This is a genomic window from Cohaesibacter gelatinilyticus (assembly GCF_900215605.1).
Classification (GTDB): domain Bacteria; phylum Pseudomonadota; class Alphaproteobacteria; order Rhizobiales; family Cohaesibacteraceae; genus Cohaesibacter; species Cohaesibacter gelatinilyticus.
Window position 1 is genome coordinate 66,565 of record NZ_OBEL01000009.1, and the last position, 15,868, is coordinate 82,432.

General features: G+C 48.5%; 11 protein-coding genes. 1 reads left to right on the plus strand and 10 read right to left on the minus strand.

Going from position 1 to position 15,868, the window contains the following annotated elements; all coding sequences use genetic code 11:
- Positions 1–13: 13 nt before the first annotated feature.
- From torC to CRO57_RS23195, 7 genes are all read right to left on the minus strand, one after another.
- Complete coding sequence (gene torC, locus CRO57_RS23165) at positions 14–1,195, minus strand: pentaheme c-type cytochrome TorC (RefSeq protein ID WP_097155908.1); 1,182 nt, start codon at positions 1,193–1,195, stop codon at positions 14–16.
- A gap of 713 nt (positions 1,196–1,908) precedes the next feature.
- Positions 1,909–3,657 (minus strand): dihydrolipoyl dehydrogenase, encoded by a 1,749-nt coding sequence (gene lpdA / locus CRO57_RS23170; protein WP_097155909.1) that lies wholly within the window; start codon positions 3,655–3,657, stop codon positions 1,909–1,911.
- Positions 3,658–3,669: 12 nt separating this feature from the next.
- Positions 3,670–4,971 carry a 2-oxo acid dehydrogenase subunit E2 gene (locus CRO57_RS23175; RefSeq protein ID WP_097155910.1) on the minus strand — a complete coding sequence of 434 codons (1,302 nt, stop codon included), beginning with the start codon at positions 4,969–4,971 and terminating at the stop codon, positions 3,670–3,672.
- Between the two features lie 13 nt (positions 4,972–4,984).
- The gene (gene mdeB / locus CRO57_RS23180) at positions 4,985–7,666 is read right to left on the minus strand and encodes an alpha-ketoglutarate dehydrogenase (protein ID WP_097155911.1); all 2,682 of its coding nucleotides are present in this window, start codon (positions 7,664–7,666) and stop codon (positions 4,985–4,987) included.
- A 34-nt stretch (positions 7,667–7,700) separates the two neighbouring features.
- The gene (locus CRO57_RS23185; RefSeq protein ID WP_097155912.1) at positions 7,701–8,252 is read right to left on the minus strand and encodes an OsmC family protein; all 552 of its coding nucleotides are present in this window, start codon (positions 8,250–8,252) and stop codon (positions 7,701–7,703) included.
- Positions 8,245–9,570, minus strand: a complete 1,326-nt coding sequence (locus CRO57_RS23190; protein WP_097155913.1) for a trans-sulfuration enzyme family protein — start codon at positions 9,568–9,570, stop codon at positions 8,245–8,247. The genes CRO57_RS23185 and CRO57_RS23190 overlap by 8 nt, the downstream gene beginning before the upstream one ends.
- A 33-nt stretch (positions 9,571–9,603) precedes the next feature.
- Positions 9,604–10,803: a methionine gamma-lyase gene (locus tag CRO57_RS23195; RefSeq protein WP_097155914.1), complete on the minus strand. Its 1,200-nt coding sequence runs from the start codon at positions 10,801–10,803 to the stop codon at positions 9,604–9,606.
- A gap of 114 nt (positions 10,804–10,917) precedes the next feature.
- On the opposite strand from CRO57_RS23195, the gene CRO57_RS23200 reads away from it, so the two are divergent.
- Complete coding sequence (locus CRO57_RS23200) at positions 10,918–11,370, plus strand: Lrp/AsnC family transcriptional regulator (protein WP_097155915.1); 453 nt, start codon at positions 10,918–10,920, stop codon at positions 11,368–11,370.
- A gap of 207 nt (positions 11,371–11,577) precedes the next feature.
- Here the strand turns inward: CRO57_RS23200 and CRO57_RS23205 are convergent, their stop codons facing one another.
- From CRO57_RS23205 to CRO57_RS23215, 3 genes are read right to left on the minus strand one after another with little or no spacing between them, the layout of a single operon-like run.
- Entirely contained in the window at positions 11,578–13,176 is a 1,599-nt protein-coding gene (locus CRO57_RS23205) for an AMP-binding protein (RefSeq protein ID WP_097155916.1), read from the minus strand.
- Between the two features lie 26 nt (positions 13,177–13,202).
- Entirely contained in the window at positions 13,203–14,009 is an 807-nt protein-coding gene (gene dmdD / locus CRO57_RS23210; protein ID WP_097155917.1) for a methylthioacryloyl-CoA hydratase, read from the minus strand.
- 49 nt (positions 14,010–14,058) lie between these two features.
- Positions 14,059–15,810 carry an acyl-CoA dehydrogenase family protein gene (locus tag CRO57_RS23215; protein WP_280176211.1) on the minus strand — a complete coding sequence of 584 codons (1,752 nt, stop codon included), beginning with the start codon at positions 15,808–15,810 and terminating at the stop codon, positions 14,059–14,061.
- Between the last annotated feature and the right edge of the window lie 58 nt (positions 15,811–15,868).

Genomic DNA, 15,868 nt, shown 5'->3' on the forward strand with positions numbered 1-15,868 from the left:
TCGCGGAAGACCGTCAATGATGTCCGTTTCCACCGGTATCCGAGGCATGCAGCTGGAGATATTTTTGAACGAACCGATATTCCTGCTTGTTGAGGGAAATGAAACGCTTCATGGACTTCATGACACCAATCCACTGGTTGGCCAGATAGTGATCTGCGGCTGGTTTGCCGTGACAGGTGGTACAGGAAGCGGTATACATTTCTTCAGCCAGTCCCCACAATTCTTCACGATCAGCAAGAAGCTTTTCCGCTTTGACCCAGGCATCGAGACTGACCGGTATCCAAACCAGCTCCGTTTCCGGATCAGTTTTTTCCTCACCCAATTTGACTTGTTCAAGCGCTTTGGGTGACAAGGTAGCGGTGAAGATTCGATGGCTCATCAATTCATAGAATATGCGATCGGCTCCTTTTTGCCGCCAGCCGGAAATACGCACTTTGCGAGCATCACCACTTGTTTCCAGCACCTCAAGTTTGGTCGCTGAAATCAGGAGGCCATCACCACGACCTTGGTCAATTTTGTCCCTATCGAGCCAAAACGGCATCTCGGTCAAAGTAAAAAGCTCACTTGCTTTGGCACCGTCATCCTTCGCCTTTGCTTCTAGCTCTTCAAAGACCAGCTTGTAGCCGCTCGACATGTCTGGCATTTTGTGCGCGATGCCTTTGTGGCAGGAAATACAGGTATCGCCACGTTCTTTGGCCGCCTTCATCTGTTTGGCAGCCTTTTCATGCTGCTTATCAAAGGCCATGGCATCATAGGAATGACAGTTTCTGCATTCGCGACTGTTATTGCTTTCCATCTCGGCCCAGACATTTTTTGCAAGATGCAGTCGTTTGACTTCAAATTTCTCAGGCGTGTCTATGCTTGGGTCGATAAACTTGTAATAAAGTTCTTTGGTGGCGCGTATCTTGCGAACAACTTTATGCTGCCATTCTCTAGGAACATGGCAGTCAGAACATATTGCTCGAACTCCGGACGGGTTGGAATAATGCGGGGTCTTGATATATTCCTGATAAACGGTATCTTCCATCTCATGACAGGAAATGCAGAATCCCAAACTGTTTGTCTTTTCCATGGCGGTATGAAATCCACCCCAGAAAATGACGCCAGCAACTCCACCTGCAACGAGCAGTATGCCCGTTCCCCAGGTTGAACTGGGTTTACGAAACCAGTTCCAGATTGATTTTAGCGGTCCCATTGATTTTTCCCGAAGCCCATTGGTGGGATCTTGTTAGTCTTGCTATTTGATATTGCGAGAGATTAGGTCAGGACGTGCTTTTGGCTATAAGTATAATTCCATCGCAGGCATGACTATACTTAATTTGGCCGTCTATCTTTCGCTTTAGATGTTCATCCAATTATTAGATATTATGTTTTGTCTAATAATTTTGGGTTTTACCTAGATGTAACAAAGCAATGGGTATGGATGCTGGGTTATTGCCGGTTTTTTATTATTGATGATTTCTTTGATTTTCCAACACATGACATTATTTCCTTATTTATGTCGCTTATTATTATGTCAGAATTTCATTGGCAGGTGCTTGCTAATTGCGTAATTCGGAAGCGCTATATTAGCAGAAGATGCCAAATCAAAATAAAAATTGAATATAAAGAAAATATGTCGCAGTAAAATTACTTATTATAGAAGTAATAAATCGATATAATAATTTTTAATATATTTCTCGATCGTCGATATATCTGCATTTGCAGATCGCGAAAACGACCAGGCATTCGTAAACCAAATAGCCGTCTGGCGTTGGCCTATAATCAGGATGAAGGTCGATGCGAAAGGGTAAATTGATTTTTGGGAAGGGACCAAAGAGGTAATATTATATGAAAAACATGCTCATTGATTACCGGTCTGCGGCCAATCGGCAGCAGACCGGTTCTTTTGTGAGCGTTTAACCTTGGTCACAAATCCGTAATTGTGCCTTCAAAGACTTCTGCGGCGAGGCCGACGGATTCCGAGAGAGTCGGGTGAGGATGAATTGTCAGTGCAATATCCTCTGCATCGGCTCCCAACTCGATTGCCAAGGCAACCTCTGCAATCAGATCTCCAGCATTCTGCCCTACAATTCCTGCACCAAGAATCCGTTTGGTTTTTGGGTCAAAGAGCAACTTTGTCAGCCCATCGTCACGGCCCATTGCGAGAGAACGGCCAGACGCCATCCAGGGAAACACAGCTTTCTTGACAATGATCCCTTGCTCTTTTGCTTCATTTTCCGTCAAACCGACCCAAGCAACTTCAGGATCGGTATAGGCAACTGAGGGTATCACTGCAGCATCAAAGGCTGCCTTATGGCCTGCTATGACCTCCGCAGCAATATGTGCCTCATGAACAGCCTTATGGGCAAGCATTGGCTGCCCGACAACATCACCAATGGCTAAAATATGCGGAATATTTGTTCGCATCTGCCTGTCAACCTTGATAAACCCACGCTCATCAACAGCAACTCCAGCAGTTTCAGCTGCTATTTTTTTGCCATTTGGCGCGCGCCCGACGGCGACCAGAATCTTGTCATAGGCCTCCCTACGGGTTTCCTCGCCTTTTTTGAAGGTTACGATAAGACCATCTGCAGCTGCCTCAACCGCAGTTACCTGCGTTTGGAGCATGATTTCCTTGAAACGGGAGGAAGCCCGTTTCATCAAGGGAGCAATCACATCCTTGTCCGCTCCTGGAATGATTTGTGGCATCATTTCTACAACGGAAACTTGTGAACCAAAACGCTGATACACTTGCCCCAGCTCCATTCCGATAATTCCGCCACCCAGAACCAGCAAACGCTTTGGAATATCCTCCAGCTCCAAAGCGCCTGTACTATCAATCACACGTGGGTCTTCTGGAATGAACGGCAATTTAACAGGAGAGGAACCGACAGCAATAATCGCATTTTGGAATGATACAGTCTTCTTTCCTTCAGCAGTTGAAACAACAAACTGATTGGGACCGCCAAAGGTACCAAATCCCTGAATAGTCGTGACCTTACGCTTTCTGGCGAGACCTTTCAGGCCCCCGGTCAAGCGAGAAACCACACTTTTTTTCCAATCTCGAACCTTATCGAGATTAAAACTCGGTGTGCCATAGTCTACACCATGCGCCGAAACCTCTTCTGCCTCATCCATAACCTTTGCGATATGCAGCAATGCTTTGGAGGGAATACAGCCGACATTGAGACAAACGCCGCCCAAAGTGTCACCATTGTCGATCAAAATGACTGATTGCCCCAGATCCGCAGCACGAAATGCTGCACTATAGCCACCGGGACCAGCTCCCACGACAACCGTATCAGCATGGAGGTCACTCCGAGGCAAATCCGCCATTTTCTCGGATGGAACAGTGCCAACCGGATCAGAAGCAATATTTGGTTCTACCCCTTGAGAGAGCAAGGATGCTTCTTGCGTAGCAGCTTCATTTTCCGTTGGCTTTGCTGCCTCAAGCATCATGATCGCAGAGCCCTTGCTCACAAGGTCTCCCTCTGCAACCAAAATTTCGGTAACTTTGCCCGCAATTGGTGCCGGGACTTCCAAAGTTGCCTTATCGCTTTCTAGCATCAAAAGAGGTTCATCAATCTCAACGACGTCACCCTGTGAGACATTGAGCTCAATGACAGGGACATTAGAAAAATCGCCAATATCCGGAATCTCAACCTTAACTGTCATGGTTTCCTCCAATCACAGGTTAATTCGACGGAAATCCTGAAGGATCGTCTGTACAGTTTTGAGGAAACGGGCTGCTGCAACACCATCAACCACACGGTGATCCCAGCTCAGACTCATTGGTTGAATCAGCCGGGGCTGGAAGGTCTCTCCATCCCATACTGGTTTCACTGCTGAGCGCACCATACCCAAGATGGCCACTTCCGGTGCATTGATGATTGGGGTAAAATTTTCACCACCGATTCCACCAAGGGAAGAGATTGTAAAGGTGCCACCTTGCATATCAATTGGTTTGAGTTTGCCTTCACGCGCTTGACCAGCAAGAGAACCCATTTCCGCCGCGATCTCTTTCAAACTCTTTTGATCGGCATCCTTAACAACAGGAACCACCAAACCATCAGGCGTATCAGCGGCTACACCGATATGATAATATTCCTTCATCACCAGCTCATCACCATCCAATGAACTATTGAATTTCGGATACTCTTTTAGAGCTGCGACAACGGCTTTTACCACGAAGGCCAGAATTGTCATCTTCACGCCTTCTTTTGCTTCCGAATTTACCTGCTTGCGGAAGGCTTCCAAATCGGTAATGTCGGCGCTCTCAAAATTCGTCACGTGAGGAATGATCACGGAATTGCGCGCAAGGCTTGGACCGGATATCTTCGCAATACGCGAGAGTTTCTGACGGGACACCGGACCAAATTTGGCATAGTCGACAGAAGGCCAGTCCGGCAATTCCAGACCAAGTCCGGGGCCGGCATTTGTTGGTGAGGAAGGCGAAGTCTGCAGCGCTTGCTTAATCCAGTTTGCAATATCCTCGCGCGTGATACGCCCTTTGAGACCGCTTCCGCTTACCTGACTAATATCTACGCCCAATTCACGCGCAAATTTGCGAATGGACGGGGAGGCATAAACCATATTGCCAGACATGGGACCGGGCAATGGAAGAGAATCCGAAAGCTTCGGAGTAGGGCTTTCAGCCCCTTTTTCAGAGGCAACAATTTCGACCACTTTGTCTGGTTCGGCCTTTGTCTCAGGAACAGCGTCCGATACTGGTACCGATCCGGCAGTGTCCACTGCATCCAACAGAGCGATCAAATCTCCCTTTGAAACTGTATCTCCCTCCCCTAAAAGCACTTCGGCTACGGTGCCAGCAGTCGGAGAAGGAACATCCAAAGTTGCCTTGTCGCTTTCGAGCACCAGAATGGTGTCGTCTTCCACGATTTGATCACCGATCGTGATCGGAAGCTCAATCACAGGAACATCATTGAAATCGCCGATATCGGGTACACGCAATTCAATTTTCTTTGTCATTGTCTTCGCTTTCTCACACAGTCCAAGGGGCAGGCTTGCCCGCGCTCATTCCAAACCTTTCAATGGCTTGCTTTTGCACGTCTGCATCGATTTTGCCTTCACGGACCAACGTTTCAATTGCTGCAAGTGCAATATTCTGACGATCCATTTCAAAGAAAGCCCGCAAAGCTTCTCGCTGATCACTACGTCCGAATCCGTCGGTGCCAAGGGCAACAAAACGCTGAGGGAGATATTGTGCAATCATTTGTGGAACGGCACGCACATAGTCAGTTGCAGCAATTGTTGGGATTTGGGTGCCAAGAGTATCTTGCAAATGTGAAGTGCGAGGTTTTTCTTGCGGCTCATAACGGTTCAGCCGCTCCATCTGCTCTGCATCGCGCGACAATTCCGAGAAACTGGTGACACTGAAGATATCGGAAGCAATATCAAATTCAGCCTCTAGGATTTTACCTGCCTCAATTACTTCCAGCAGAATGGTACCCGCACCAAGCAGATTGACCTTTGCCTTAGTGTCGGAACTCCCATTCTCGTCGACCTTATAGAGACCTTTGATAATCCCTTCTTCGCTCCCGTTGGGCAATGATGGTTGCGCATAGTTCTCATTCATCACCGTGATGTAATAGAATTCATCAATCTGCTCTTCCATCATTCGCTTGGTGCCATGATCCATAATGACGGCAAGCTCATAAGCAAATGCTGGATCATAGCTTCGGCAATTTGGAATAGTCGCTGAAATCAAATGGCTAGACCCATCCTGGTGCTGCAGACCTTCGCCTGAAAGAGTAGTCCGTCCAGCTGTTGCACCCAAAAGAAAACCGCGAGACCGTTGATCAGCTGCAGCCCAGATCAAATCACCAACGCGCTGGAAGCCAAACATCGAGTAATAGATATAGATCGGCAGCATTGGCATGCCATGTAGTGAATAGGATGTCGCTGCAGCAGTCCAGGACGACAATGCTCCCGCTTCGGTGATGCCTTCTTCAAGAAGCTGGCCATTCTGAGCTTCTTTGTAATACATCATTGAGCCTGCATCTTCCGGCTCGTAAAGCTGACCATCAGGTGCATAAATCCCGATTTGGCGGAACAAATTGTCCATTCCAAATGTGCGCGCTTCATCTGCAACAATAGGCACCAGACGCGGGCCGAATGCTTTGTCTTTCAGCATTCCGCCCATCATGCGTACGACAGCCATGGTCGTCGACATTTCCTTGCCATTTGCTTCCAACGCAAATTTGGCATATTTCGTAATATCTGGAACCTTGGCCAATGCCGGCTCCGGCGCCTTCCGAACGCGGGCTGGCATGTATCCACCAAGAACCTTGCGACGCTCGTGGAGATATTGCATTTCCTCGCTATCGGCATCAGGCGTGAAGATGCGCATGTTTTCGACATCTTCATCTGTCATGGGCAGTTCAAAACGGTCGCGGAATTGGAACAGTGCATCGGTGTCCAATTTTTTGGCCTGATGGGCAATCATGCGCGATTCACCAGCACCACCCATGCCGTAACCTTTCTTCGTTTTGGCGAGGATGACCGTTGGACGCCCTTTGTGAGCCTTTGCAGCAGCAAACGCCGCGTATAGCTTTCGGAAATCATGGCCACCACGCTTGAGATTGTTGATCTCCGCCTCGGTCATATGTTCCACAAGGGCGGCGCTGCGTGGATCGGCATTGAAGAATTTCTCACGATTATAATCGCCATCCTTCGCACCCAGATTCTGATATTGGCCATCCACGGTTCCTGCAAAGCGGCTTAAAAGGATATTTTCCTTGTCACGGGAGAAAATTTCATCCCATTCAGATCCCCAGAGAACCTTGATCACATTCCAGCCAGCTCCGATGAACAGAGATTCCAATTCCTGAATTACCTGGCCATTGCCACGAACGGGACCGTCCAGACGCTGCAAGTTGCAATTGATTATGAAGGTCAGATTATCAAGACCTTCGCGGGCGGCCAGGGTCAAACCAGCAATCGATTCCGGTTCATCCATCTCTCCATCACCGTAAACACCCCAGACATGGCGGCCTTCGGTATTGCCTAGACCACGTGCCTGAAGATACCGCATATATCGTGCCTGATAGACCGCACTCAACGGACCAATTCCCATAGATCCGGTGGGAACTTGCCAAAAATCCGGCATCAACCAGGGGTGCGGATAGGAGCACAGGCCATTGCCTGCTACTTCCTGACGATAATTGTCCAGTTGTTCACGGCTCAGGCGTCCTTCAAGATAGGCTCGCGCATAAATGCCAGGTGCAGAATGTGGCTGATAATAGACCAGATCCCCACCAAACTCATCCGTACGGGCTTTGAAAAAGTGGTTGAAACCAACCTCAAAAATCTCCGCTGCAGAGGCATAGCTCGCAATATGCCCCCCCAAGCCGCCATAGGCTTCGTTTGCCCGGACCACGGTCGCCAAAGCATTCCAGCGAATGATCGATGTCAGTCGATTTTCAATTTCCAAGTTGCCCGGATACGATCCCTGCTGTTCAACAGAGATCGTATTTCTATATGAGGAATAAGGCTGCTCTCCCGTTAGCAATCCCTCCACACGAGCTGTCTCTTCAAGCGCCTTGAGGATGAATTGTGCACGTTCATCTCCTGCGGCTTCCTTGGTGCTGATGAGAGCATCAAGCCATTCCTGTGTTTCAGCTGGATCGATATCTGCTTGAGGGTTTTGCGAACGAGTTTGCATAGGCTTAATCCTAATTATTATTTGAATTTGGGCTTCAGTCAGTGACCGTTGTGCTGATGATCTCACCCATCAACTGTACTGGATTGATAACCGTCTGAGCATTGGGACTGTGAGCGATTGCTTTGCGATGCAGTTCTTCAAACTGCTCGGGCGTACCATTCCCGGCTACATGAATTTTGTAGTTTATTTGCGGGAACCCAACAGGGGTGTTTGTGGTAATTCCCATAAAGCCACGCAAATCAAGCTCACCGTCAAAATCTATTTTTACGGATTCCAGCTGGATCCCTGCAGCACTCGCTCCTGCAAGAAAAGCGACCATCATGCAAGATCCCAAGCCAGATAGCAGAAGCTCCTGAGGATTTGGTCCGTGATTGTTTCCCATCAACTGACGTGGTTCATCCGCTTTCCAGGAAAAGGATCGGTTCACACGATGGGGGCCTACCATCATTGGTTTTGTCGATATATTTGATCGAGTACCACTTTCCCAATCAATTTCGATTCCATAGTTCATCACACCCTCTTCAGGACTATCTGAAACTTCATTGACAAACTCACTAAGAGCGGCGGTAGGAATGGCGTTACGCATTTGCTGCTTCCTTATTATGTTTGGCGATTGCGTTGAGGGCATAATCAAAGTCGGAAATGAGATCGTTGGCATCCTCGATCCCGACCGACAGTCGGACGCATCCAGGATGAATTCCAATATCTTCTCGTTGTCTGGAGGTCATGGTTGCCTGAGACGAGTTGAATGGAAGGCTGATCAAGCTTTCAACTCCGCCAAGGCTGGTCGCCTGTTTTGGCAGCTTGAGATAGTCCAGCAAACGCAATGCAGCCTGATCCCCACCTTTGACGAAGAAGGTCACATTTCCTGTACCCATTTTCATCAGTTTCCTGGCTCTCTCATGATCCGGATGGCTCGGCAACATGGGATAGAGGACACCCTCTACCTGAGGATGGCTCTCAAGGAATTTAGCGAGCGCAGTTGCGCTCTCTTCATGGGCACGCATGCGGATTGGAAGCGTTTTTAGACCGCGTTCCAATAGGAAGCAGGCATGAGGATCAAGCGATCCTCCATAATTCAATAACCGAGGCCAAACTACATCCACCAATTTGCGTGGGCCAGCTACAACACCTGCGATCAGATCAGAATGACCATTGAGGTATTTTGACGCAGAATGGACCACCAAATCCACGCCCAATTCCAATGGGCGCATAACAGGAGGTGGCGCGAAAGTTGAATCCACCACAAGACGAAGATTGTACTTGCGCGCAATCTCCACCAAACGAGGAATATCTACCACCTTCAGCACAGGATTGGTGATGACTTCAAAATATAACAGTTGAGTATTTGGTTGAATGGCAGCTTCGATACCGTCCAGATCATAAGAATCGACCAAAGTGGTAGACATGCCTAAAGACGGAAATTCCTGATTGAACAGATTATAGGTTCCACCATAGAGATCACTTGCAGCGACCACATGCGCGCCCTTGTCAACCAACGCCAGAACCGCTGACGTGATCGCCGCCATGCCAGAACTGAAGACAATTGCCGACTCGGCCCCTTCGAGAGCAGCCAGCTTTTCCTGGACTGCCCATTGAGAGGGATTGCCATAACGGCTGTAGATGAAGCGATCTCGTGCGTATCCGCCTTCTACAGATTCATATTGATCGGTATCCAACACAAATGTTGAAGTCTGATAGATGGGGGTACCAACTGCACCAGTTCTTGGATCATCATGCGTTCCCGCATGAACTGCCCGCGTGGATAAACCCAATTCCCCAACATGATCCGTACCAAAAGATGGCCCCGTCTGTCTTTTCCGCTCTAGTGAGTTCAACCATTTGTCTGCTGCAAGGGTAGACATATTGCTAGAACTGTCTCCGCGAATATTGGACTTCGACATATGACTCTCCTATCTGAGAAATGATCTTGCTTTTCAGACTAAAACTGTTTCGTGTGCATCAAGCGCCGTCATCAGATCGGCAAGAATGTCTTCAACATTCTCCAGCCCCACAGACAGACGAATAAGTCCCTCTCCAATGCCATGCTGAGCGCGCTCTTCCGGGGTATAGGTAGAATGGGTCATGCTGGCGGGATGCTGTATAAGGCTTTCGGCATCACCCAGGCTGACCGCCCGCTGGATCATTGACAGTCGGTTCATGAAGGTAATGCCGCCTTCTTTCCCACCGACCACCTCAAATGGAATCATCCCGCCAAAATTCGACATTTGACGCATCGCCAAGGCTTTTTGCTCAAAACTGTCCAAGGAAGGATGATAAACTTTGACGACCGCTGGATGCTGTTCAAGAGCCGCAGCAATCTGGGTTGCGGATTTGCAATGCTGTGCAACTCGAAGACTAAGGGTTTTCAGGCCACGCATTACCAGCATTGCTGTCATTGGAGCCATCACGGCTCCGGTCATATCCTTGACACCCACAAGTCTGATATTTGCAATATCCTCATGACTACCGATCACCATACCTGCTACGAGGTCTCCGTGACCGCCGAGATATTTGGTCGCCGAGTGCACTACAATGTCTGCACCATGTTCCAGAGGACGGGTCAAAACCGGAGTAGCGTAGGTGTTATCGACAACAACCTTTGCATTCACTTGATGTGCAATATTGGAGATTTGCGCAATATCAATCAGGCGGTTGTTGGGATTGGCGGGGGTTTCAAAATACACAACCTTGGTCTGATCATTGATCGCGTCCTGCAAATTCGCAGGATCCGTCATGTCCACAACCGTAACCTTGACGCCAAATCGGGTAAGACCGTGGGTCAGAAAGGCAAAAGTGCACCCATAGAGAGTTTTGTCGACAATCACTTCATCTCCTGAACTGATCAATGACCAAAACACCGATGTAATAGCACCCATACCTGAAGCCGTTGCAAGTCCAGCTTCACCCGCCTCCAAGGTTGCCATGCGCTTCTCCAGCAACACACAGGTAGGGTTCGCAATCCGAGAATAAAAATACCCTTCCCGCTCTCCTGCAAACATCTCACCCCCTGCTTCGGCATCCTCAAATGCAAAGGTCGAGGTCATATGGATCGGTGGTGTCAATGCACCGTCATGGTCCTGGGGGTTATAGCCATGGTGGATAGCACGTGTTGCGAAACCTTTGTCGACAGTCATGATGGGTACTCCTGCAATCATATTGCCCAAGCATCCCACACTCGGAGAGGCGATAACTTGCTTTTTATACCCAAATATGAAAGACAGTTGGCATTAAATGCCAAGGAATGCTAAATGGACAGCAAAGATCGCCAAATTCTTCGCGCACTTCAGCGCAATGGCCGAATGACAAATCTGGAGCTTGCCGAAGAAGTCAGCTTGTCACCATCCCCGTGCTTGCGTCGGTTACGAAATCTGGAATCATCGGGTGCGATCACCGGCTACAGTGCAAAGGTAGATCCAAACACATATGGCCTCCCTATCACCGCCTTCGTTCATGTTCGTTTGAAACAACACGATGATGAGACCGTTAAACAGTTCGAAAACCGCATCCAGCAACTTGATGAGGTTCTGGAGTGTTTCATGTTAACCGGAGGAACGGACTATTTCTTAAAGGTGATGGTATCCGGCCTTGATGCCTATGAAGAATTCATTCGAAACAAATTGCATAAAATCAATGATATTGGATCGATCGACACCAGCTTCATTTATAGCGTCGTGAAACAGACAAATGTTTTTCCGCTCTGAGCAATTGGTCAGTCTTGATCGCAATTGCGGCTCAATGATACAGATTCGCCAGAATTCCTGAGTAGAAATGCTGAAGAGGCTTTCTGGCGGCAGGCGAGCATCCTCTTTCCTGCATACTAAAAAATGCTTCGATACAAGTCTTTGTTTCGAAGCATTTTTGGAGGTATTTTCACAGAAAACAAAACCGAAAATACATTCCCTGACACGCTATTGCATGTCGAGTTTTCGCGCTAAATTTCGCAAATGGAATTTCTGGATTTTCCCGGTTGATGTTATCGGCAGATCGCGGAAAACAACCGTTTTGGGCGTCTTGAAACCCGGTAATTGCTCACGACAAAAGGCAATGATCTCTTCACTATCTATTTCAGCATCATCGCAAAGTTCCACAAATGCGCAGGGGACTTCTCCCCACTTGTCATCAGGCTTGGCTACGACCGCCGCAGCGGCAACAGCAGGATGCCTATAAAGCACAGCTTCAACCTCTACCGATGAGACATTTTCACCGCCGGAAATTATCACATCTTTCAAACGGTCACGAATTTGAAGATACCCATCTGAATGAATGACTGCTCCATCGCCTGACCAGAAATACCCGTTTCTAAATGCTTCTTTTGTTGCTGCTGGATCTTTGTAATAACCCTTCATTACCGTGTTGCCGCGAATGGCGATTTCCCCTTGTCTTTGCCCATCTCTCGGGACCTTGGTGCCATCTTGTCTGTCATATACTTCGATAGCTTCCACCATAGGAAACCGCACGCCCTGCCACGATCGACGCTCAGCAGTTTCTGCTGGCGTCAATCCCGCCCATGTTTCCTGAGGCAAACACTGAGAGACATGACCGTAGGTTTCAGTCAATCCATAGACGTGCATCACATCCATACCCAGAGCATCTGTCGCTTCCAGAACGGATGGCGGCGGTGGCGCTCCGGCGGTCATTACCTTGATGCGCGGTTCAAAAGGCTGCGCTGGGACTGCCTCGCTTTCAGCCATCATCTTCAATACGACAGGAGCTGCACCAAAATGAGTCACAGATTCCCTCTTCATAAAGTCAAACAGCATCTCGGGATGATTGGTATCACTAAACACAATGGTACCGCCAACAATTGCCAGCATCCAAGGATGCCCCCATCCGTTACAATGAAACATAGGGACAACTGACAAATAAATCGGTCGCGCCGAGATCTGCCACGCAGCAACAGTACCCAACGCCATCAAATAAGCCCCTCGATGATGATAGATCACACCTTTGGGTCTTCCTGATGTTCCTGATGTATAATTGAGTGAAATGGCATCCCACTCATCAGAAGGCAAGCTAAGCCGATCAACAGGTTCGGCCAATAGAAGATCACTATAATCATCATCATCCCCACCAATCTGTATGATACGAAGCAAGGCTCCGGACAAGGACAAAGCCTTTTCCAACAACGGTCTCATCTTTTCACTAACAAAGACAAATTGGCTATCGGAGTGGGCAAGGATATAGGCGATACTTTCAGCTTCCAGACGAATATTGAGAGTGGAGATTACTCCACCCGTAGCAGGTATCGCAAAATGCAACTCCAATAATTCGGGGCAGTTTTCCGAGAGTACGCTGATGGTGGTTCCTTTCACCACCCCAAGATCCGACAAACCTTGAGACAAACGGCAGGTCCGTTGATGGGTCTGTTTCCAAGTCCGCCGAACCTCTCCATGAACAACAGCAATCACATCGCCATATACATCGCCAGCTCGTTCCAGAAAAGAAACCGGTGAAAGATTCACAAAATTTGCGTCACCTTTGTCAAATACATCGAAATGTTGCTGCATCCTAGTTTCCTCTTGTTACCAGTCCCTTATGAATTCGGGCGTATCCGTGCGGCGGTTTTGTTGGCAAAAGCCTCCAGGCGAGCACGGGCGGCCGGTTGGGTATTCACGACACCTGCCACTACCGCTTCAGCGTAAGCTGCGTCCATTCCAGACATATTGTTGAGATGGCTAATGGCCGAGCAAATAGCAAAGTTGGTAAGTGGTAAATTTGCAGCGACCTTATCGGCTAACTCAAGGGCCATCTCATAGCTGGAACCTTCCGTGATATATTGTGCAAGGCCCAGATCAACCGCGTTCTGGCCTTGATAAACCCGGCCGGTGAGGATCATATCGATCATCCGCGATTTGCCAATCAGGTCGGAGACGCGAATAGTAGCCCCCCCACCCGTGAATATGCCTCTTTGTCCTTCTGGAAGCGCGAAGTATGTGGTCTGATCCATGATCCGCACATGAGCTGAACTGGCCAACTCCAGCCCGCCTCCAACGACCGCACCATTGAGCGCAGCAATAACCGGCACACCGCCATATTCCATCTTGTTGAACGCTTCATGCCAACGCAAACAAACATGCATGAACTCGTCCGGACTACGATCTTCTTTCCAGTGTTCGATAAGATCAAGCCCAGCACAAAAGTGATCGCCTTCTCCACGCAAGACAACCGCCCTTACACCATTCTGATGGGCTGTGCTAAAGAAAGTCACCAGATCTTCAATGGTTTCAAGATCAAGAGCATTGCGTTTGGTAGGACGATTGAGCGATATTACATGCACTCCATTGTCATGCCCTTGAATAGCCAGCTTCCCTCTTGCATTAATTTCCTTGTAATGATGCATGGGATATTTCCTTTCAATTTTTCAGATCTTTGCCGGGCATTGATTTCTGTTAAGCAGCACTGTTATTGGCAGCTATCAAATTATCTACCCCTGCAATGACCCGCGCACCATCCGCCATCACATCAACCAGCACATGCTGAGCATAAAAGAGAGCGGTGGTAACCTTGCTGGTCATGAATTCAGTGTCTTCATTACTTCGAATTTTTGCTTCAGCCACCAAAACCGAGCGCCCTAGCTGCCAACAAGTGGCTAAATTGCTCGTAAGCATCAGAAATGGATGTGCACCAGAAAAAGCTGCATTCATGTTTTTAGGGGCAGTTTCAAGAAGCCAATCCAAAGAAGTCTCAAAAGACTTCCGTGCGGTTTGCAATTGAACAGAAATCTTTTTCGCCTTGATACTGCCTGTCATTAAAAGCCGCTCGGTCTCGGCGACCAAGTTGGCAAATTCGCAGGCTGTTCCGCCTCCATCATGCAATATCTTGCGTCTCAAAAAATCATTGGCCTGAATGCCCGTCGTACCTTCATAAATGGGTAATATACGTGCATCTCGATAGAGTTGTGCTGCACCAGTTTCCTCGACAAACCCCATGCCACCATGGATTTGAATATTTAGTGAGGTGATCTCTACTGCCTTTTCAGTACAATAGGCCTTGACGAGTGGCGCCAGAAATTCAGCCAGTGATTGTGCAAGAGGCCTTTGCGTATCTTCCCCATATTTGCCCAGATCCATCCAACCTGCCAACGAGTAAGCCAGGGCTCGGCAACCTTCAGTCAAAGCTTTCATTCGCATGAGCATACGCCGAACATCCGGATGGTGTTTGATTGCAACAGAATCAGAACCATCAAGCGCGCGGCCTTGTATTCTCTGAGCTGCAAAGGCCAATGCCTGCTGATAGGCACGTTCAGAAATGGCGACGCCCTGCATACCAACAGCAAAACGGGCGTTCATCATCATCACGAACATATAGGTGAGACCATGTCCTTCCTCACCGATCAGATAGCCCTTTGCTCCCTCATATTCCAGAATGGCAGTGGGACTGGCGCGCACTCCCAGTTTGTGTTCAAGGCTTGAGCATTGAATGTCATTGCACTTGGTATATGTACCATCTGCGCTCTCCAGATATTTAGGTACAATGAAGAGGCTGAGGCCCTTTGATCCTGGTGCTGCACCGGGGGTGCGAGCCAATACCAAATGGATAATGTTGTCCGAGAGTTCATGATCGCCATAGGTAATAAAAATCTTGGTGCCAAAGATCCGATAAACTTCGCCCTCAACCGGCTTGGCCTTGCAGCAAATCCGCCCAAGATCACTACCAGCCTGCGGCTCGGTCAGATTCATGGTAGCCGACCATTCCCCAGAAATGAGTTTGGGCAGATATCGATCCTTCTGCATCTTCGAGCCTTGAGCATCCAATAGATGGATTGCCCCATCGGTTAGCAGAGGACAGAGCCCGAAGCTCAGGTCAGCAGAATTCAGCATTTCTGTTGCTGCAGCTCCGACTATTCCGGGAAACCCCATTCCTCCATAATCGACAGAATGTGTAAGACGCTGCCAGCCCATTTTGACAAATTCTTGATAAGCAATACCGAATGGTTCGGGCAGAACCACCTTGTTGTCGACGAGTTGAGCACCAACCTCGTCACCAATAGAACTGAGAGGAGCAATCAACTCGGAACAGAAGCGTGCAAACTCTTTAAGAACCGCCCGGATATCATCATGATCCACATGAGAATAATGAGGAAGATCACCGACATCGGACCAGTTTGACAGATATTCAAGACTGAATAGCATATCTTTCATCGGTGCATCATACGCCATCTTGCATACCTCTAGATTGTTTCTTATTGACAATAGAAAG